Origin of the sequence: Pseudomonas sp. W4I3, from assembly GCF_030816195.1 — a bacterium.
Lineage (GTDB): Bacteria > Pseudomonadota > Gammaproteobacteria > Pseudomonadales > Pseudomonadaceae > Aquipseudomonas.
The window spans coordinates 2,136,128-2,154,040 of the sequence record NZ_JAUSXS010000001.1 but is presented as its reverse complement, the minus strand read 5'-3'; the positions used below and the strand labels follow the sequence as shown (position 1 = coordinate 2,154,040).

General features: G+C 60.9%; 16 protein-coding genes, 1 tRNA gene and 6 pseudogenes. 16 read left to right on the top strand and 7 right to left on the bottom strand.

Annotation, left to right across the window (positions count from 1 at the left end; all coding sequences use genetic code 11):
* Positions 1-137: 137 nt before the first annotated feature.
* From QF045_RS09795 to QF045_RS09775, 5 genes and pseudogenes are all read left to right on the top strand, one after another.
* A pseudogene (locus QF045_RS09795) lies at positions 138-295 on the top strand (outer membrane porin, OprD family); the annotation flags it as partial.
* A 106-nt stretch (positions 296-401) separates the two neighbouring features.
* Positions 402-1,392: pseudogene (locus tag QF045_RS09790) on the top strand (tripartite tricarboxylate transporter substrate binding protein).
* Positions 1,393-1,454: 62 nt separating this feature from the next.
* Positions 1,455-1,913 (top strand): tripartite tricarboxylate transporter TctB family protein, encoded by a 459-nt coding sequence (locus QF045_RS09785; RefSeq protein WP_306492023.1) that lies wholly within the window; start codon positions 1,455-1,457, stop codon positions 1,911-1,913.
* A 1-nt stretch (position 1,914) separates the two neighbouring features.
* Positions 1,915-3,429, top strand: coding sequence for a tripartite tricarboxylate transporter permease (locus tag QF045_RS09780; protein WP_306492022.1), 1,515 nt, complete (start codon positions 1,915-1,917; stop codon positions 3,427-3,429).
* Entirely contained in the window at positions 3,422-4,459 is a 1,038-nt protein-coding gene (locus QF045_RS09775; RefSeq protein WP_306492021.1) for an AbrB family transcriptional regulator, read from the top strand. The genes QF045_RS09780 and QF045_RS09775 overlap by 8 nt, the downstream gene beginning before the upstream one ends.
* 234 nt (positions 4,460-4,693) lie before the next feature.
* Here the strand turns inward: QF045_RS09775 and ung are convergent, their stop codons facing one another.
* Positions 4,694-5,386 carry a uracil-DNA glycosylase gene (gene ung / locus QF045_RS09770; RefSeq protein WP_306492020.1) on the bottom strand — a complete coding sequence of 231 codons (693 nt, stop codon included), beginning with the start codon at positions 5,384-5,386 and terminating at the stop codon, positions 4,694-4,696.
* A gap of 134 nt (positions 5,387-5,520) precedes the next feature.
* Here ung and QF045_RS09765 point away from each other — a divergent pair.
* Positions 5,521-6,634: pseudogene (locus tag QF045_RS09765) on the top strand (enoyl-CoA hydratase/isomerase family protein).
* A 4-nt stretch (positions 6,635-6,638) separates the two neighbouring features.
* On the opposite strand, the gene QF045_RS09760 reads toward QF045_RS09765, so the two are convergent.
* Both QF045_RS09760 and QF045_RS09755 read right to left on the bottom strand, forming a co-directional pair.
* Positions 6,639-7,073 carry a DUF3757 domain-containing protein gene (locus QF045_RS09760; protein ID WP_306492019.1) on the bottom strand — a complete coding sequence of 145 codons (435 nt, stop codon included), beginning with the start codon at positions 7,071-7,073 and terminating at the stop codon, positions 6,639-6,641.
* Positions 7,074-7,219: 146 nt separating this feature from the next.
* Positions 7,220-7,573: a hypothetical protein gene (locus QF045_RS09755; RefSeq protein ID WP_306492018.1), complete on the bottom strand. Its 354-nt coding sequence runs from the start codon at positions 7,571-7,573 to the stop codon at positions 7,220-7,222.
* Positions 7,574-7,870: 297 nt separating this feature from the next.
* Here QF045_RS09755 and QF045_RS09750 point away from each other — a divergent pair.
* The 9 genes and pseudogenes from QF045_RS09750 to QF045_RS09710 all read left to right on the top strand — a co-directional run bounded on the left by QF045_RS09750 (position 7,871) and on the right by QF045_RS09710 (position 14,090).
* Positions 7,871-9,494 (top strand): annotated as a pseudogene (locus QF045_RS09750) (methyl-accepting chemotaxis protein).
* 70 nt (positions 9,495-9,564) lie between these two features.
* Positions 9,565-9,777: a cysteine-rich CWC family protein gene (locus QF045_RS09745; RefSeq protein ID WP_306492017.1), complete on the top strand. Its 213-nt coding sequence runs from the start codon at positions 9,565-9,567 to the stop codon at positions 9,775-9,777.
* Positions 9,767-10,459: a pseudouridine synthase gene (locus QF045_RS09740; RefSeq protein ID WP_306492016.1), complete on the top strand. Its 693-nt coding sequence runs from the start codon at positions 9,767-9,769 to the stop codon at positions 10,457-10,459. The genes QF045_RS09745 and QF045_RS09740 overlap by 11 nt, the downstream gene beginning before the upstream one ends.
* Before the next feature lie 304 nt (positions 10,460-10,763).
* A pseudogene (locus tag QF045_RS09735) lies at positions 10,764-11,649 on the top strand (alpha/beta fold hydrolase).
* A gap of 134 nt (positions 11,650-11,783) precedes the next feature.
* Positions 11,784-11,857 (top strand) — tRNA-Gly (locus QF045_RS09730).
* A 207-nt stretch (positions 11,858-12,064) separates the two neighbouring features.
* A complete protein-coding gene (locus QF045_RS09725) occupies positions 12,065-12,589 on the top strand; it encodes a DUF3833 domain-containing protein (protein WP_306492015.1) in 525 nt (174 codons plus the stop codon).
* Positions 12,590-12,610: 21 nt separating this feature from the next.
* Entirely contained in the window at positions 12,611-12,916 is a 306-nt protein-coding gene (locus tag QF045_RS09720) for a DUF6482 family protein (protein ID WP_306492014.1), read from the top strand.
* A 133-nt stretch (positions 12,917-13,049) separates the two neighbouring features.
* Positions 13,050-13,550 (top strand): methylated-DNA--[protein]-cysteine S-methyltransferase, encoded by a 501-nt coding sequence (locus QF045_RS09715; RefSeq protein ID WP_306492013.1) that lies wholly within the window; start codon positions 13,050-13,052, stop codon positions 13,548-13,550.
* A 117-nt stretch (positions 13,551-13,667) separates the two neighbouring features.
* Positions 13,668-14,090, top strand: coding sequence for a low affinity iron permease family protein (locus tag QF045_RS09710; protein WP_306492012.1), 423 nt, complete (start codon positions 13,668-13,670; stop codon positions 14,088-14,090).
* A 53-nt stretch (positions 14,091-14,143) separates the two neighbouring features.
* Here the strand turns inward: QF045_RS09710 and QF045_RS09705 are convergent, their stop codons facing one another.
* The 3 genes and pseudogenes from QF045_RS09705 to QF045_RS09695 form a co-directional block, all read right to left on the bottom strand.
* Positions 14,144-14,671 (bottom strand): DUF4142 domain-containing protein, encoded by a 528-nt coding sequence (locus QF045_RS09705; protein WP_306492011.1) that lies wholly within the window; start codon positions 14,669-14,671, stop codon positions 14,144-14,146.
* A gap of 247 nt (positions 14,672-14,918) precedes the next feature.
* Positions 14,919-15,065 (bottom strand): annotated as a pseudogene (locus QF045_RS09700) (glutathione transferase); the annotation flags it as partial.
* A 13-nt stretch (positions 15,066-15,078) separates the two neighbouring features.
* A complete protein-coding gene (locus QF045_RS09695) occupies positions 15,079-16,005 on the bottom strand; it encodes a LysR family transcriptional regulator (RefSeq protein ID WP_306492010.1) in 927 nt (308 codons plus the stop codon).
* Positions 16,006-16,073: 68 nt separating this feature from the next.
* Here QF045_RS09695 and QF045_RS09690 point away from each other — a divergent pair, with 68 nt between their 5' ends.
* On the top strand, positions 16,074-16,562 hold the full coding sequence (locus QF045_RS09690) for a DMT family transporter (RefSeq protein ID WP_306492009.1): 489 nt from the start codon (positions 16,074-16,076) through the stop codon (positions 16,560-16,562).
* Here QF045_RS09690 and QF045_RS09685 read toward each other — a convergent pair whose 3' ends face one another.
* Entirely contained in the window at positions 16,563-17,894 is a 1,332-nt protein-coding gene (locus tag QF045_RS09685) for an MFS transporter (protein WP_306492008.1), read from the bottom strand.
* Between the last annotated feature and the right edge of the window lie 19 nt (positions 17,895-17,913).

Here is a 17,913-nt window from a genome sequence, read left to right as displayed (position 1 = left end):
TGAAAGGTTAGTGAAAGCTTCGCCCTTTAGCATCCAGCTACGGTGGTTTACGCCCGCCCAGCTACCTCACCCGTAGCGCCCGAAAAACGCCTCGATGCGTTTTCGCCAAAATAAGAACAATAACGGAGTGCACCACGATGCTGTCGACACAGCCCCAGGCTTGCCCGCCTGTTCATAATTCCCGCCTCGCTCACACCGCTCTACCCTTGCCGGCTTTTCGCCGTTTGGCCAGGCTGCCGTCTCCGAAGACGGTGGTGCGCCCCTGGAAACTCGCAACCTGTACTTCAACCATGACTGACATGACGGTGCAAAGCGGCACGTTCAAGCGTATGGCCATGCGCTCGCGCAACGCCAGGTACAGCATCGCACTCTGGTAAGCCACTCATAACAACAAGATGGAGATCACCATGACCCTTTCACTGCGTAAATTTGCACTCACCGCCGGCTGCATGCTGTTTGCCGGCCAACTACTGGCGGCCGACGAGCCCAAGCGCCCCGAGTGCATCGCCCCGGCCTCGCCAGGCGGTGGGTTTGACCTGACCTGCAAACTGGTGCAAAGCGCGCTGGTCAACGAGAAGCTGCTGAGCAAGCCGATGCGCGTGACCTACATGCCAGGCGGCGTGGGCGCCGTGGCCTACAACGCGGTGGTCGCGCAGCGCCCTGCCGATGCCGGAACCCTGGTGGCCTGGTCCAGTGGTTCGTTGCTGAACCTGGCCCAAGGCAAGTTTGGTCGCTTCGATGAAAGCGCCGTACGCTGGCTCGCGGCGGTGGGCACCAGTTACGGTGCCATCGCGGTGAAAAGCGATTCACCCTACAAGAACCTCGACGATCTCGTAAAAGCCTTGAAGAAAGATCCTGGCAGCGTGGTGATCGGTTCCGGCGGCACGGTCGGCAGCCAGGACTGGATGCAAACCGCCCTGATCGCCAAGGCCGCGGGCATCAACCCGCGCGAGCTGCGTTACGTCGCGCTCGAAGGCGGTGGCGAAATCGCGACCGCGCTGCTCGGCGGCCACATTCAGGTAGGCAGTACCGACATCTCCGACTCCATGCCCCACATCCTCAGCGGTGATATGCGCCCTGCTGGCGGTGTTCTCCGAACAGCGCCTGGACGAGCCGGAAATGAAGGACATCCCGACCGCCAAGGAGCAAGGCTACGACATCGTCTGGCCAGTGGTGCGCGGGTTCTACCTCGGGCCAAAAGTCAGCGATGCCGACTATGCCTGGTGGAAAGAAGCGTTCGACAAACTGCTGGCCTCCGACGAGTTCGCCAAGCTGCGTGACCAGCGCGAGCTGTTCCCGTTCGCCATGACGGGCCCGGAACTGGACACCTACGTGAAAAAACAGGTGGCTGACTACAAAGTGCTGGCCAAAGAGTTCGGCCTGATCCAGTAAACGCCCACCTCTTTCGCGCGGCCACGCCCGCTTACACAAGCGGCGTGGCCCAGGAGTTCACTATGCTCTCACAACGCATTTTTGCCGCCATACTGCTGCTGGCCTGCGCCGGCCTCGCCCTGATGGCCTGGCCTTATCAGGCGGCGTTTTCCTACGAGCCGGTCGGGCCCCGCGCCTATCCGCTGCTGATGCTCGGGCTGATGAGCCTGGCGCTGATCTACATGCTGTTTCGCCCGCAGCCGACCAAGCACACCGAAGAAGAACCGGCGCTGGACCGCGACACGCTGATCAAGATCGGCATTTGCGTCACGCTGCTGATTGTGTTCGCCGCCACCTTCGAATCGCTGGGTTTCATCCTCAGCAGCATGCTGATCGGTATCCCGATGGCGCGCCTGTACGGCGGACGTTGGCTGCCCAGCGTGGTGATCGTCGGCCTGATGGCCATCGGCCTGTACCTGCTGTTCGACAAAGCCATGGATGTGCCGCTGCCCCTCGGACTGCTCGACGTACTGGAGAACTGATATGGATACTTTTGGCTATTTGGGCCAGGGCTTCGGCGTCGCGCTGAGCCCGTACAACCTGGTGACCGCCCTGTGCGGCACGCTGATCGGCACCGTGGTGGGCCTGTTGCCGGGCCTGGGGCCGATCAATGGCGTGGCACTGTTGATCCCCATTGCATTCGCCCTGGGCCTGCCGCCCGAGTCGGCCTTGATCCTGCTTGCAGCGGTGTACCTGGGCTGCGAATACGGCGGCCGTATCAGCTCGATCCTGCTCAATATTCCGGGCGAAGCCTCCACCGTGATGACCACCCTCGACGGCTACCCGATGGCCCGCAAAGGCCTGGCTGGCGTGGCGCTGTCACTGTCGGCGTGGAGCTCGTTCATCGGTGCCTTTATCGCCACCTGCGGCATGGTGCTGTTTGCCCCACTGCTGGCCAAATGGGCAATTGCCTTCGGCCCGGCGGAATATTTCGTGCTGATGGTGTTCGCGATTGTGTGCCTAGGCGGCATGGCGGGCGACAAGCCGCTGAAGACCTTCGTCGCGGCGCTGATTGGCCTGTTCCTCTCCGCAGTGGGCATTGACGCCAACAGCGGCGTGTATCGGTTTACCGGCGACAACATCCACCTTACCGACGGCATCCAGTTCGTGGTGTTGGTACTGGGCCTGTTTTCCATCAGTGAGATCCTGTTGCTGCTGGAAAAAACCCACCGTGGCCAGGAAGCAGTCAAGGCCACCGGACGCATGATGTTCAACCTGAAGGAAGCCGGTGCGGTGTTCGTGGTTAATATCCGCTGCGGCTTGCTCGGTTTCATCATGGGCGTATTGCCGGGTGCCGGTGCTACCTTGGCGTCCGCCGTGGCCTACATGACCGAAAAACGCTTGGCCGGCGCCAGCGGCAAATTCGGCCAGGGCGACATGCGGGGCCTGGCCGCCCCGGAAACCGCGATCGGCGCATCCGCCTGCGGCGCGCTCGTACCGATGCTGACCCTGGGCGTACCCGGCTCGGGCACCACCGCCGTGATGATCGGCGCCCTGTCGCTGTACAACATCACGCCCGGCCCGCTGCTGTTTCAACAACAACCGGACATCGTCTGGGGCCTGATCGCGTCGTTGTTCATCGCCAACATCATGCTGGTGATCCTCAACATCCCGATGATCCGCATCTTCACGCGTATCCTCGCCGTGCCGAACTGGGCGCTGGTGCCGGTGATCGCCATCATCACCGCGATTGGTGTATACGCGGTTCACGCCACCACGTTCGACCTGTTCCTGATGGTCGGTATCGGCATCTTCGGCTACATCCTGCGCAAGCTGGACTTCCCGCTGTCGCCGGTATTGCTGGGCTTTATCCTCGGCGGCCTGATGGAGCAGAACCTGCGCCGGGCGCTGTCGATCTCCAACGGTGCGCTGGACATCTTGTGGTCGAGCCCGATCACCTTTGGCGTCTGGGTGCTGACCGCGCTGATGTTGATGTTCCCGCTGGTGCGCATCTACCGCAAACGTGCCTTGCAGCGTCGTGCCGTGGCCGATGTCTGACGTCACCTTCAAGCAATGGTGGGGAACACCGCTGGTCGGCCTGGCCGGCGGTTTCCTGGCCAGCCTCGTCGGCTGGCCTTTGCCCTACATGGTTGGTTCGTTACTGGCGATCATCCTGGTGCGTTGCCTGACGCCGTGGCAGTTGGCCGAAATTCCCGGCGGGCGCAAATGCGGCCAATGGGTGGTGGGCATCGGCATCGGCCTGCACTTCACGCCGATGGTGATCGAACAGGTGATGAGCCACTTTGGGTTGATCTTCTTCGGTGCCTTGGTGACCAGTTTATCGAGCGTGGTCGGCGTGTGGTTGATGCGCCGCAGCGGTGAAGACCGCGCCACGGCGTTTTTCTCCAGCATGCCCGGTGGCTCCGGTGAGATGGTCAACCTCGGCGCACGCAATGGCGCGGTGCTCAGCCGTGTCGCGGCGGGCCAGAGTTTGCGCGTGCTGGCGGTGGTGCTGTGCGTGCCGGCGATCTTCAAGTATCTGCTGGATACTGGCGCGCCGCAGTTTCATCCGGCGCCCGTGAGCTGGGCATGGTTGGCCGTGCTGTTTCCCCTCGGCGCGCTGGTTGCCTGGGGATGGCAACGTCTGCGCCAGCCCAACCCCTGGCTGTTCGGGCCGTTGCTGGTGAGCGCGACCGCCAGCGTTGGGTGGGACCTGCACATCGGCCTGCCCGACGGCGGCAGCCAGATCGGCCAATGGCTGATCGGCAGCGGCCTGGGCTGCCACTTCAACCGGCAGTTCTTCCGCCGCGCGCCTTCGTTCATGGCCCGCACCCTGGTCGGCACCGCACTCACCATGGCGCTGGCGACCTTGGCGGCCGCGGCCTTGAGCGCCCTGACACTGTTGGACGCGCGCTCACTCACCTTGGGCATGATGCCCGGCGGCATTGCTGAAATGAGCCTCACCGCCGAGACGTTGCAACTGTCGGTGCCGTTAGTGACGGCGATGCAGGTGATGCGTTTGTTGTTCGTGCTGTTTCTGGCGGAGCCGCTGTTCAGGCAGTGGAACCGCCGGCCGGAAACAATCTGAATACTTACCGCAGTTCAAAGGCGGGAGGGGGCTTGCTCCCGATGGCGCTGTACAGTTAAAGCTTTTTGTAGGAGCGAGCTTGCTCGCGAAGAACTCAGGCCTCCCGCGTTTATCCAGAATGAACGTGTTGCCTGGAAGTTTTTCGCGAGCAAGCTCGTTCCTACAGTGAACTACTTTCGCTTAACTGACTGGCATTAGGGCAAGCCCCCTCCCACATTTTGAATTGCGCAGCTTTTAGATAGGCGGCAACCGCCACTCGATCGGCGTCTCGCCATTCTGCTCGAGAAACTTGTTGGTGCGGCTGAAATGCCCGCAGCCCAGGAAGCCGCGATACGCCGACAATGGTGATGGATGCACTGACGTCAGCACCAGGTGCTTGGTTGCATCGATCAGTTTCTGCTTGCTCTGGGCATGGGCGCCCCATAACAAAAACACCAGATGTGGCTGATGCTCGCTGACCACTTCGATGACCCGGTCGGTAAAGAACTGCCAGCCCTTGCCCGCATGGGCATTGGCATTGGCGCGTTCCACGGTCATGGTGGTGTTGAGCATCAGCACGCCCTGATCGGCCCAGCTTTGCAGGTAGCCGTGATTGGGGATGTCGATGTTCAGGTCACGCTTGAGTTCTTTATAGATATTGACCAGCGACGGCGGCGTCGGCACGCCAGGCTGTACCGAGAAGCACAGGCCGTGGGCCTGGCCGGGGCCGTGGTACGGGTCCTGGCCGAGGATCACCACCTTGACCTTGTCCAGCGGCGTCGAGTTGAGGGCGTTGAAAATCAACGGGCCGGGCGGGTAGATCTCCTTGCCGGCCGCATGTTCCTGGCGCAGGAACTCGCGCAATTGGGCCATGTAGGGCTTCTCGAACTCATCGCGCAGGGCGTGTTTCCAGCTGGGTTCGAGTTTGATACGGTCGCCTTCGGTCATGGTGGGTTCATCATCTAAAAAGAATGGGCGCACCCTAGGAAAGCCGACCCCGCTTGTCAATTGATCCGACGCATCAGCGGCAGTTTCCCGCCAAGCGATCATACTGATCCTTCACCTTCTCGACTGAGGTCCCAATGAACCTGCACTTCGAAGAGCTGACCGGCAGTGGTGGCGCCCGCATCGGCGTCGCCAGCCTCGACGCTGAAAAGTCCCTCAACGCCCTCTCCCTGCCGATGATCCAGGCCTTGAGCGAACGCCTGGATGCCTGGGCCAAGGATCCGAACATTGTCTGCGTACTGCTGCGCGGCAACGGCGCCAAGGCCTTTTGCGCCGGTGGCGAAGTCCGCAGCCTGGCGCAGTCCTGTCGTGAACAACCCGGTGAAGTGCCCGCCCTGGCCGCGCAATTCTTTGCTGCGGAGTATCGCCTCGATTATCGCCTGCATACCTACCCCAAACCGCTGATCTGTTGGGCCCACGGCTATGTACTGGGCGGCGGCATGGGGCTGCTGCAAAGCGCGTCCGTGCGAATCGTGACGCCGACCAGTCGTCTGGCGATGCCGGAAATCAGTATCGGCCTGTACCCGGATGTGGGCGCCAGCTGGTTCCTGTCGCGCCTGCCTGGCAAGCTCGGGTTGTTCCTGGGTCTGACCGGCGCCCATATCAATGGTCGCGACGCCCTGGACCTGGGCCTGGCCGACCGCTTCCTGCGCGATGACCAGCAAGACGAATTGCTCGACGGCCTGCTGCAATTGAACTGGCAGGAACAGACCGCGATGCAGCTCAACAGCTTGCTCAAGGCCCTGGCCCAGGAAGCCGTCGACCAGCAATCCGAAGCGCAATGGTTGCCACGCCGCGGGCAGATCGACAACTGGCTGGATGTAGGTGACGTACGCTGCGCCTGGCGTGCGTTGGCGCTGCTGCGTGATCACGCTGATCCGCTGCTGGCTCGCGCCGGCAAGACACTGAGCGAAGGCTGCCCGCTGACCGCCCATCTGGTGTGGGAGCAAATCCGGCGGGCTCGCCACCTGTCGTTGGCCCAAGTGTTCCAGATGGAGTACACCCTGAGCCTCAATTGCTGCCGCCATCCGGAATTCGCCGAAGGGGTACGGGCGCGGTTGATCGACAAGGACCAGACACCGCACTGGCATTGGCCGGACATCAACACCGTTCCAGAGGCGGTGGTGCAGGCGGCATTTCGATAAAGCCTGGGAGGGTAGGAATCCTCTGGCAGACTTATCCGATTATTGACAGTTCATAGGCGCGAATCGTTGACCGTGAATGCGCAGTTATCCGGCTGATTGTCCTGGCACACATAAACCGGCTGATCGAATGAACTCTCGCCGAGCGCCCAATGCAAACTATCGGTCAGCGACATGCTGTTCACACCGCGAGATAAGCACGGGCGCAGGACAACCAGCTCTTCACGGTGGTTTTTATAAACACACCTTTCCACGTAGCCGACTTTCCGATCAGCCCCCTTCTCTGGCGCGAACACAGCGCCAAGAAAGCCGTTTATGTATTCGTTAGGGTCAATCTTGGGTCCTTGCCAGAGCACTCCATCACGCTGGTATTGAAAGTAGCCATTGACGTTGCGGATCATGGATTTGTCCGGACAAAACTGCTTCGCACACACTTGGTCGATGACGCAGCCGAACAATAAAAACGCACAAATAAGGTGTTTGGACATAGAAGGCTCCCTTCGACAGGCACACCGTGTTTTGCGCAGTGAAATACATCTTGAGCCGCAAAGATAGCTGTTAAATCTGACAGTATCTAAAAATAACAGACGAAAAAAAGCGGCGCATCATGCGCCGCTGGGTACAAAGCCTTTCTTCAGCGGTGGCCACCATGCCCACCGCCACGCTCGCCGCCCCGTCCGTGACCGCCATTGCTCCAGCGATCTCCTCCCCAACCCTGGTTCGGATACGACCGGTAGGCAGACCTTGGGTAATAACGTGGCGCGGGTTGGTAATAACGCGGCGCCGAGTAGTAGCGCGGGGCCGGATAGTAACGCGGCGCCGGCGTGTAGTAGTTGCGCCCGTAATAGCGAGGGCCGCCGTAGTAATAGGCAGGTGCCGGTGCGGTATACACCTCGGAGCGATAGTAAGTGGCGCCTCCATCGTAGTAGGGCACGCAGGCTGAAAGGGTCAGGCCGAGTAATGCAGTGAGCAGCAGTCGTCGATACATGGCGGCCTCCTGGACCGCGGAAGAGCACCTCCAGCGACGCTGGAGAGCGGCATTCAGCTTGCACCGAATGACGAAATATCTGACATCAAAAACAACATCTGGTGCGTTTTAGTAACAACTTGATACATCAACGCGCAGGCCCTCTCACGTGGCCCTGGGCGCCAACGCGGGCTGTATCGTTTCAGCCATTTTCGTCGAAGAGAAACTTTGCCGGCCTGGATGATGTCATTGTGATACTGCACAATGCCAGGGAGGCCCTAGTGTGCCCTTCCCGCTCCCTATCGTCGGATTCGCGCCATGAAAATCTCCGCCAAACTGCTGCTCTCATTTTTCCTGTGTGCCATGGTCACCCTAGGGGTGGGCCTGCTGGGCATCAAAGGGGTTGTCCGGCTCTCTACAGCCCTGGAATCCACGTTTTCCAACAACCTGGTGTCCGTGGGCAACACCGCCGCCACCCTCAACGGCGTGGTCGCCCACAACCGAGGCTTGTACCGGTTACTGGATGCCGATAACGGCCACGTCAGCCAGCAAGACCGCGACCGCGTGCGCCAGGACATCGCCAACGAACTCAAGCGCAGCCAGACGGCATACGCGGCCTACCGCGCAACGCCACTGGAAGAGGATGAACGAGTGGCGGGTGACAAGTTCGACCAGGTCTGGCCGACCTACCTCAGTAGCTCCGAGCGTGTGCTGACGATGCTCGACAAGGGCCAGGTCGACCAGGCCCGCGCGGAGCTCAACACCACCAATAATGAGCTGTTCCGCCAGGCCCGCGAACTGATCCGCATCATGGTCGACTCCAACAGCCGCCAGATCAACGAAGGCGCAGTCGCCGCCCAGGCACTGCGCAACAGTGCGCTTACCTGGATGATCAGCGGCATCGTTCTGGCCTTCATCATCGCCCTCATCGTCGGCACGCTGATTACGCGCCTGATCACGCGCCCTATCGCCCAGGCCGTAACAAGCGCACAACGTATCGCCGGGGGCGACCTGACCCAGGCCATTACCACTGAGCGCACCGATGAAGCCGGGCAATTGCTGATGGCACTGTCAGACATGCAGGGTGGCTTGAAGCATACCCTGCTGGAGATCGCCAACGCCTCCGATCAACTGGCTTCCGCAGCCGAGGAACTCAGCGCGGTTACTGAAGAAAGCACCCGCGGCCTGACCCGTCAGAATGACGAAATTCAACAAGCCGCCACGGCGGTGAACCAGATGACCGCAGCCGTCGACGAAGTGGCCGGCAACGCGGTGTCTACCTCGCAAGCATCAAACCAGGCCACCACCGAAGCCGAGGAGGGTCGAGCGCAAGTGGCACAGGCCGTCTCCGGCATGAATTCGATGGTGGTGGAGATCACCGATTCGACGCAGTCGGTGGAGGGTCTTGCCAACCAGGTACGGGAGATCGGCAAGGTGATTGATGTCATCCGTGGGATTGCCGACCAAACCAACCTGCTGGCCCTGAACGCCGCGATCGAGGCAGCCCGTGCAGGTGAGCAGGGGCCGCGGGTTTGCGGTGGTCGCCGATGAAGTTCGGGCACTGGCCCATCGCACCCAGGTGTCCACGGTGGACATTGAAAAAATGATCGGTAACGTGCAGATCGGTGCCGATGAAGCTGTCGCCGCGATGAACAAGAGCCTGAACTGGGCCAATAACACCCAGGCGATGGCGCAGAACGCCGGCCAAGCGCTGGAACGTATCACCGCCAGCGTGGCGATGATCAACGAACGCAACCTGGTGATCGCTTCCGCGTCGGAGGAACAGGCCCAGGTTGCGCGTGAAGTCGACCGCAACCTGCTCAATATCCAGGACCTGTCGACCCAGACCGCCGCCGGCGCGCATCAAACCAACGCCTCAAGTCAGGACCTGTCGCGCCTGGCTACCTCGTTCAGCGTGCTGGTCAGCAAGTTCAAACTGTAAGTAGCCCGCCGCAGGTCGGCGCTGTATCGTGCAAGGCCACGCACACCTTCTGATACAGCCCGACCCTGCCATGACCACACCCACACTTTGCCCCGCTTGCGGCGCCGTCAACGACTGCACCCTGGCCGACCCACGTACGGCTGACCGGGCGTGCTGGTGCTTCAGTGTCAGCATCGACCCGGCAGTACTTCAGGCGCTACCTGACGAACTGCGTAATAAGGCCTGCCTGTGCCCGCGTTGCGCCCAAGTGGACGAGCAGTTGCGAACCCCTGATGCGCGTTGATCGGTTTCTCAGCAACCTGCCGCGATTCAATCGCAAGCAGGTACGGCTGCTGTTGGTGGAGCGTCGCGTCAGCGTTGACGGTGTGACAGTCAGTGATCCCCACCATGAAGTACGTGCGTTCAGCCGGGTGTGCGTGGATGGCGAAATGCTACAGGCCGGCACACAGGCGCGCTATTTCATGCTGCATAAGCCACAAGGCTGCGTCAGCGCCACCTCGGATCCGCAACACCCTACCGTGCTCGACCTGCTCGATGAGCCGGACAAACACACGCTGCATATTGCGGGGCGTCTGGATTACAACACCACCGGGCTGATCTTGATCACCAACGATGGGCAGTGGTCGCGGCGCCTGACCCAACCGTCCACCAAGCTGCCCAAGGTCTACCGCGTGGAAACAGAGCAGCCAATCGGCCCCGAGTACGCAGAGACCTTCAAGGCTGGCCTGTACTTCGCATTCGAAGACCTCACCACCCAACCCGCCGAACTGGCATTACTGGGGCCGAACACGGCGCGGTTGAGCATCATCGAAGGCCGTTATCACCAGGTCAAACGCATGTTCGGGCACTTCGATAACAAGGTGATCGCGTTGCATCGTGAGCGCATGGGGCCGCTGCAACTGGATACGTCTCTTGCGCCAGGTGAGTACCGAGCCCTGACTGACGACGAAATCCGGCAAGTCTGACGACCGTTCAGCCGCTGGCAGCGAAAACCCAGCCAAGCAGCTTGCGGCCTGCCGAGTCTGTGCTTGAATCAACTTCAACCGTTCAGCCATGACCGGCGAGTCACCTATAACCTCCAAGAAACACCTTGCCCCGCCCGCGCTTGATCAACGGGCTTTCCCGGCAAACCACCCGCCCTGACAACCGCTGTCGGCCTGCCGCAATCGGACCGACATGGGCGCTCATCTTCCAGGCGTATGCCTACCTGTCATAAAGCTCGTGCAAAGTTGTTTGCGCGCCCTACCCGCTTGCCAGGAGTCTTACGACATGAGGCCAGAAATCGCTGTGTTGGATATACAGGGTCAGTACCGGGTTTACACGGAGTTCTATCGCGCGGATGCCGCTGAAAAGACCATCATCCTGGTCAACGGCTCGATGGCCACCACGGCCTCTTTCGCCCAGACCGTAAAAAGCCTGTACCCGCAGTTCAATGTGGTGTTGTACGACCAGCCCTACGCCGGCCGCTCCAAAATCCACAACCGCCACGAGCGGATGCTGACCAAGGAAGTCGAAGGCCAGATCCTGCTGGAGCTGATCGACCGCTTTGCCGCCGAACACGTGCTCTCCTTCTCGTGGGGCGGGTGCCGCTACCCTGCTCGCCCTCGCCCAACGCCCGCAACGCGTTGAGAAGGCCGTGATCAGTTCGTTCTCTCCGGTGATCAACGCGCCCATGCGCGACTACCTCGAACGCGGCGTCGACTACCTCGGCAACCTCGACCGCGACCGCGTCGGCCATCTGGTCAACAGCACCATCGGCAAACACCTGCCGTCACTGTTCAAGCGTTTCAACTACAAGCACGTGAGCAGCCTGGCCGAGCACGAATACGGCCAGATGCACTTCCACATCAGCCACGTGCTCAACAGCGACCGGTTGTGCTACCTCAATGCTGCCAGGCAGATCGATATTCCGGTGCTGTTCGTGAACGGCGAATGGGACGAGTACACCAGTGCCCAGGATGCCAGGCTGTTTGGGCAGCATATAACCAACAGCAGCTTCAGCACTGTCCAGGCCACGGGGCATTTCCTGGACATGGAGCACAAAGCCGCGTGCCGGGACAGTCGGGAGGCAGTGGTAGGTTTCTTGAAGGGGCAGCGACCGGTGAGTCGGTTACGCTATCAACCCGGTCAGACGCAACATGCATTTGCGGTCTGAAGTGAGGCCCACTGTAGGAGCAGGTTCCTGCAGTGGCACCGCTTATCGGCGGAGGGTGCGGGCGCAACTTGCGATTTTTTCGAAGAAAAACTTCAAATCCAGGTGAACATCTGGTACAAAGTCAGCCGCTTTGAGCGGGTATAGTTTAGTGGTAAAACGAAAGCTTCCCAAGCTTTAGTTGAGGGTTCGATTCCCTCTACCCGCTCCACTCACATTGGCTTTCCTGTCACGCCCTGGCGGACACGGGATGCATAAGAAACCGGCCCCTGGTGGCCGGTTTTTTTATGGCCGTCGTTCAGCTACCGATGACACCTGTCTCCTCGCCGCCGAGCAAACCTGTACAAATCTTAAAATATGTACAAGTATTAAAACTTGAGCGCGGACACTCCGCCTGGCGCGATCGAGGAGCAGGGCCATGCTACGTCTTCTGGCTTCACTGTTCTTGATGCTGAGCCTGTGCAGTTGCACTGGCGTCGGCGTCGAGCACTACGCCGACCAGCAACCGTCCCTGGACCTTGAGCGCTTCTTCAGTAAACCGGTCAAGGCCTGGGGCATCTTCGAAAAGCGTTCCGGCGAAGTGGCCAAGCGCTTTGAAGTGGATATTGCCAGCTGGCGCGAGGGCAATAATCTGATTCTCGACGAACGCTTTCTGTACAGCGACGGCACACGTCAGCGTCGGGTATGGACGCTCACGCCCGATGGCCCGAACCGCTGGCGTGGGCGGGCTGGAGATGTGGTGGGCGAGGCCATCGGCGAAGTGGCCGGCAACGCGCTGCGGTGGCGCTACCGGCTCAACCTGCCGGTAGACGGTTCGGTGTACGAAGTCAGCTTTGACGACTGGATGTACCTGATGGACGAAGACACTTTGATCAACCGTTCGAGCATGTCCAAGTTCGGCGTCGAATGGGGTCAGGTCACGTTGTTTTTTCGGCGTCAGTAAACACTGAATGAGGGGCGAGTCATGAACGTGCAAATGCTCACCGAGCTGGCCGTGAAGGGACATATCACCGAGCTGCAGTTGCTTTCGCTGGAGGGCGGCTTTTACCTGGCGCGGGTCCGGCTGGACAGCGTCGAGAAGACGCTGCTGGGCGATGATCAACAGCCGCTGCGCATCCGCTCCACCACTCACTTGCGCGACCTGCTGCATGGGTTGCCCGCGTTTCCCTGCGTGCTGGTGCAACACAGCGTGCACGATGAGATGTGCGGGGTCCGCGAAGGGCCGATTGGTGGGTTGCGCATTCCGTTTTCGCTGAATTCGGTTCTTTAGGACTAACCACGCTTGCTCGTTCCCACGCGTGGGAACGATCCGAGAATTCGAGCGCAAGAAACGTAGTTTGCACATACGCTGACGGGCCTACAGTGGCGTTGTACGCTTGCACATTCCTTCGAGGAGCCCGCTCATGCACTACGAGTACAAACTGATGCCCTCCCCTGTCGGCGAACTCACCCTGGTGGCGCGCCAGGGCAAACTTGGCGCCATCCTCTGGGAAACAGAGCGCGCCAACCGTGTGCGCCTGGGTGAACGGCTCGAGGCCAATCACAACCCGGTGTTAGTGGAAGCCGAACGTCAACTGACGCAATACTTCGCCGGAACACGCCGCCAGTTCGAGCTGGAGCTGGACTTCGCCGGCACCGACTTTCAGAAACAAGTCTGGCAGGCGCTGCTGACCATTCCCTTCGGCGAAACCCGCAGCTACAGCCAGATAGCCCAGCAGATCGGCAACCCCAAAGCCGTGCGCGCGGTCGGCGCGGCGAATGGGCGTAATCCGATTTCAATCATCGCACCGTGTCACCGAGTGGTGGGGGCTTCGGGCGGGCTGACCGGGTTCGCCGGAGGGCTTGAGGCTAAGCAGTATCTGTTGACGCTTGAGGACCGCAGTCAGGTAAAAATGCCGTTCTGACGGCGGCATTGCGGGTAAGACTCGAAGTCTCTCGTCCGAAGATTAAGTTGTAAAAAGAAATTTCAGCGACGGCCTGCGGTCAGTATTTTCATCACCCCCCTTTTGAGGAAAACGGTCATGAAATTCTCCGCAGTCTCCCAAACCCTTTCGCGCTGGGCCGGGAGCCCCCGGACGTTCTACACGGCGGTGGCATTGATCCTGGCGTGGAGCCTGAGCGGGCCGTACTTTCACTACAACGACACCTGGCAACTGATCATCAACACCTCGACCACCATCATCACCTTCCTGATGGTGTTCCTGATCCAGAACACCCAGAACCGCGACAATGACATCCTGCACATCAAGATCGACGAGTTGTTGCGTGTGTCCAAGGATGCGCAGAACGCCGTGTTGAGCCTGGACGGCCTGGACCGTAAAGAGCTTGAAAAACTGCGCCAGGAATATCGCGATATCGGCAAAGCCGGCGGCTTGAACCCCTACAGCAGCAGTGGCCCCGCCGCCGACGCTGCCCAGCACAAAACCGATTTGAACCAGGCCTAAAAAAACGGCGGTTGGAGAGGATCCAACCGCCGTTTTCATGTCCAGCGACAGAGTCAACCGTCGCCTTGGTGCCCCTTGCCGTAGGTCGATGCCAGGGCGCGGGCTTTTTGCAGACGCTCCTCCAGCTTGGGCAGCGTTTCATCCACCAGCGCTTTTATCTCCGGCACTGACGACGCAGCACCTTCCTGCTTGAACAGGGCGATGGCGTCTTCACTTTCCTTGACCTGCTGCGCGGTATAGGCGGCGTCGAAAGAGTCGCCGTCCTTGAGTTCGGGCATCAGGGTTTCGGCTTTGTCCACGATCTTCTCGCGCGGGGCCACCGGCAAGTCGAGTTTTTTCGCAATAGCCGCCAGGTGCTGGTTGGCCAGGGTGCGCTCGTTGATCACCTCGATGGTGTAATCCTTGATTTCCTGGGACGAGGTCCTGGCGTGGGCCATGCGACTGGTTTCGATATCGGCCATGCCTTTGGCCGAAGCCTGCTCGATAAATTCGGCAGGCGTCTGGGCGAAAGCATTGCTGGCGCCGAGGCCCAGCAGCATCGCGAAACTGGCGGTGCGTAACCGGATAGCCATGCGGCTCATGATGAGTTCCTCCAGGGCAAAAATGAGTGCGAGGCAATTGCACCTCGCCCTGGATTCGAATTTTACGGGCGGCAAAGGTTTAGAAAAAACTTTCCAGTGCGACGAACGGTCGTGACAAAAACAGGCAGGCTTGCTGGCCGTACCGTTTGGCAATGAGGATTTCGTGACGCTGATACCGCGTACGCGCACGCTGGGCGTCGACCACCCACCGATAGCCGTTCAAAGGCGCAGGCACTGCCTTAACAGGCTAAGGGTAAAACCTCATGCCGGCATAAGGCTTGGCGCGACAAGCCTGCAGCCGCGAGGCCAGGTCGCCCACATGAAGTTCGAGCTTATGGCCATCGGGGTCGAGAAAATAGAACGAGGCGCCTTCACTGCGGTTATCGCGCCATTCTTCCGTATTTTTCCTAGGGTTCATGACCAGACAGCACACCTTGCACCCGCTCACTCAACCACTGCAACCCTGCGTCTCCACCGCGTCGCGCATGCCAGGCCAGCTCAAACGCAAACGATGGAATATGAAACGGCGGTGGCACCGCAATCAGATGAGCGTGATCAATATTCAGCAGGCCTCGGGACGAGACGGTCAGAATCAAATCCGTGCCCTGAATCAACTGCGGCGCCACCCCCCAGTGCGGCAGGCTGACGGCCACGTGCCGCCGCTCACGAATCGCGGCCAGCGCACGCTCGATTTCCGGCGTGCCGCTGCCGCGCATTTCCAGCAGGACATGGGGGCGTGACAAGTAGGTGGGCAGGTCCAGCACACCCGTTGCCGGCAAGCTGTCGCGGTCGACCACGCAAGTGTAATGCTCTTCGAATAATGGCGTGGTGCGCAGTTCGGCAGGCAGGTCAGGGAAAACCCCGGCGGCCAGGTCCAGGTCGCCATTGAGCACGCCGTCGACCATGCCTTCGCGGCTGGCCTGGATGACCTGCACGTCGATGCCTGGCGCTTCACGGCGCAACAGGCGCACCAAACCAGGCAGGAAAATCGCCGCGCCGTAGTCCGACATCGCCACGCGAAACCGACGCTTGGCCAAAGCCGGATCAAAGCGGTTCGGCGCCAGCAATGCCTGCACCTGGGCCAGCGCCTCTGCCAACGGCGTGGCCAGTTCCAGCGCACGGGCAGTCGGTATCAAAGAGCCACCCTGGCGCACCAGCAACGGGTCACCCAGCAGGTCACGCAAGCGCGCCAGCGCATGGCTGACCGCCGGTTGGCTCAGGTGCAGCCGTTCGGCGGCGCGGGTGACGTGTTGCTCGCTGAGCAACGCGTCGAGCACCACCAGCAGGTTGAGGTCGACGCGCCTGAGATCATTCATCAGCTGCATGCTCGGCATAAGAACTCGGAATTTAAATTTGCGCGACGAATAACCTAGAGTCCAGCAAAACCTTTGGGAGATTCGACATGACCACATTGCATTGGCTGGGCTTTTTGCTGCTGGCGGTGATCGCCGGGGCCATGGTGCCGTTTCAAAGTGCGATCAACGCCAACCTGGGTCGCGGGCTCGGCCACCCGTTGTGGGCGACGCTGGCGTCGCTGTTGGTGAGCATCATCGTGTTGCTGCCGGTGATCGTCGCACTGCGCCTGCCCTTGCCGAGCCTGGCATTTGTGACCCAGGCGCCGCTGTGGATGTGGGCCGGTGGCGCATTCGGGGTGTGCTTTATCTCGCTGGCACTGGTGCTGCTGCCCAAGCTGGGCGCCTCCGGGTTCATTGCCCTGGCCATGGCCGGGCAGATGCTGGCGTCACTGCTGCTCGACCACTTCGGGCTGTTCGGTCTGGCGCAGCGCCCACTCACAACGCCCCGTGTGCTGGGGGCGTTGCTGTTGATGGGCGGCGTGGCGCTGATTCAGTTCAGTACCACACCGGCCCGTGCATTGGCACCGGCGGGCTGATCAGCCTTTATCCAGGGTGCGCAACTTATGCGGCAAGCCCCACAGCAGCAACGCGGCTGCGAGCAACGCGCACACGCCGATCACATACAGCGCCGGCGTGGTGCTGCCGGTAAGGTCCTTGATCCGCCCCACCATCACCGGGCTGACAATGCCGCCGAACTGGCCCAGGGTATTGATCACCGCGATCCCACCCGCCGCCCCCGCGCCGGCACCGGCCAGCAATTTGGGCGGCAGGGTCCAGAAGGTCGGGATCGACGCGATGATGCCCGCGCCGAGCATGCCCAAGGCGATGATCAAGAAGGTGGTGTGGTCGGCGAAGATCCCGGCACTGAAGAACCCCACCGCGCCCAACACCACCAGCCCACAGACAAACTTGCGGCGTTCGCCGGTCGCGTCCGACAAGCGTCCGATCACCACCATGCTGATCGCACCGCATATGTAGGGAATCGCCGTGAGCAGGCCGATCATCACCGGGCTCTGGGTGCCGGCGCTGCGGATCAACTGCGGTGCCCAGAAGTTCAGGCCGTAGGACGCGACCTGAATCAGAAAGTAGATGAAGCCGAGCATCAGGAAACCGGGAATGCGCATCGCCGACCACAGCGAACCACCGTGCTGGTTGGGCTCATGTTTGGCGATCCGGCTCGACAGCAAGGCTTTCTCGGCGCTCGTCAGCCAATGGGCGTCTTCAATGCGATCCTTGAGCAGCATCAGCACCAGCAAGCCCAGGCCGATGCACGGCAGGCCACCGAGCAGGAATAACCAATGCCAGCCGCGCATTTGCAGCACACCGTCGAGGTGCTCCAGCACCAGCCCGGAGAACGGCGCGCCCACCAGGCCCGCAAACGCCGACGCCAGAAACAGCATTGACGTGATGCGCCCCCTGAAGTGCTGCGGGAACCACAGCGTCAGGTAATACAGCACCCCCGGTGCAAACCCGGCCTCCATCGCGCCGATGATGAAGCGCAACCCATAAAACTGCCATTCGGCGGTGACAAAGACCATGGCCGCCGTGGCCAGGCCCCAGGACATCATGATCCGCGCGATCCAGCGCCGCGCGCCGACCTTGTAGAGCATCATGTTGCTGGGCACTTCGAAGATCACGTAACCCACCACAAACAAGCCGGCGCCCAGGCCATAGGCGGTGTCACTCAGGCCCAGATCCGCCTGCAACTGGAACTTGGCGAAGCTGATGTTGATGCGGTCAAAAAACGCGAACAGATAGCAGACCATGATCAGCGGCATCAGGCGCCAGGCGACCTTGCTGACCAGGGCTTTTTCCGCGTCGATCTCGGCAGCCGGGCGCGCGCCGGCCTCTAACGTATTAGTGCTCATGTGTGTCTCCAGCGGACTG

Coding starts and splice junctions, on each gene's coding strand:
- QF045_RS09785 (WP_306492023.1), top strand. CDS start 1,455: ATGCTCTCACAACGCATTTTTGCCGCCATACTGCTGCTGGCCTGCGCC.
- QF045_RS09780 (WP_306492022.1), top strand. CDS start 1,915: ATGGATACTTTTGGCTATTTGGGCCAGGGCTTCGGCGTCGCGCTGAGC.
- QF045_RS09775 (WP_306492021.1), top strand. CDS start 3,422: ATGTCTGACGTCACCTTCAAGCAATGGTGGGGAACACCGCTGGTCGGC.
- ung (WP_306492020.1), bottom strand. CDS start 5,386: ATGACCGAAGGCGACCGTATCAAACTCGAACCCAGCTGGAAACACGCC.
- QF045_RS09760 (WP_306492019.1), bottom strand. CDS start 7,073: ATGTCCAAACACCTTATTTGTGCGTTTTTATTGTTCGGCTGCGTCATC.
- QF045_RS09755 (WP_306492018.1), bottom strand. CDS start 7,573: ATGTATCGACGACTGCTGCTCACTGCATTACTCGGCCTGACCCTTTCA.
- QF045_RS09745 (WP_306492017.1), top strand. CDS start 9,565: ATGACCACACCCACACTTTGCCCCGCTTGCGGCGCCGTCAACGACTGC.
- QF045_RS09740 (WP_306492016.1), top strand. CDS start 9,767: ATGCGCGTTGATCGGTTTCTCAGCAACCTGCCGCGATTCAATCGCAAG.
- QF045_RS09725 (WP_306492015.1), top strand. CDS start 12,065: ATGCTACGTCTTCTGGCTTCACTGTTCTTGATGCTGAGCCTGTGCAGT.
- QF045_RS09720 (WP_306492014.1), top strand. CDS start 12,611: ATGAACGTGCAAATGCTCACCGAGCTGGCCGTGAAGGGACATATCACC.
- QF045_RS09715 (WP_306492013.1), top strand. CDS start 13,050: ATGCACTACGAGTACAAACTGATGCCCTCCCCTGTCGGCGAACTCACC.
- QF045_RS09710 (WP_306492012.1), top strand. CDS start 13,668: ATGAAATTCTCCGCAGTCTCCCAAACCCTTTCGCGCTGGGCCGGGAGC.
- QF045_RS09705 (WP_306492011.1), bottom strand. CDS start 14,671: ATGAGCCGCATGGCTATCCGGTTACGCACCGCCAGTTTCGCGATGCTG.
- QF045_RS09695 (WP_306492010.1), bottom strand. CDS start 16,005: ATGCCGAGCATGCAGCTGATGAATGATCTCAGGCGCGTCGACCTCAAC.
- QF045_RS09690 (WP_306492009.1), top strand. CDS start 16,074: ATGACCACATTGCATTGGCTGGGCTTTTTGCTGCTGGCGGTGATCGCC.
- QF045_RS09685 (WP_306492008.1), bottom strand. CDS start 17,894: ATGAGCACTAATACGTTAGAGGCCGGCGCGCGCCCGGCTGCCGAGATC.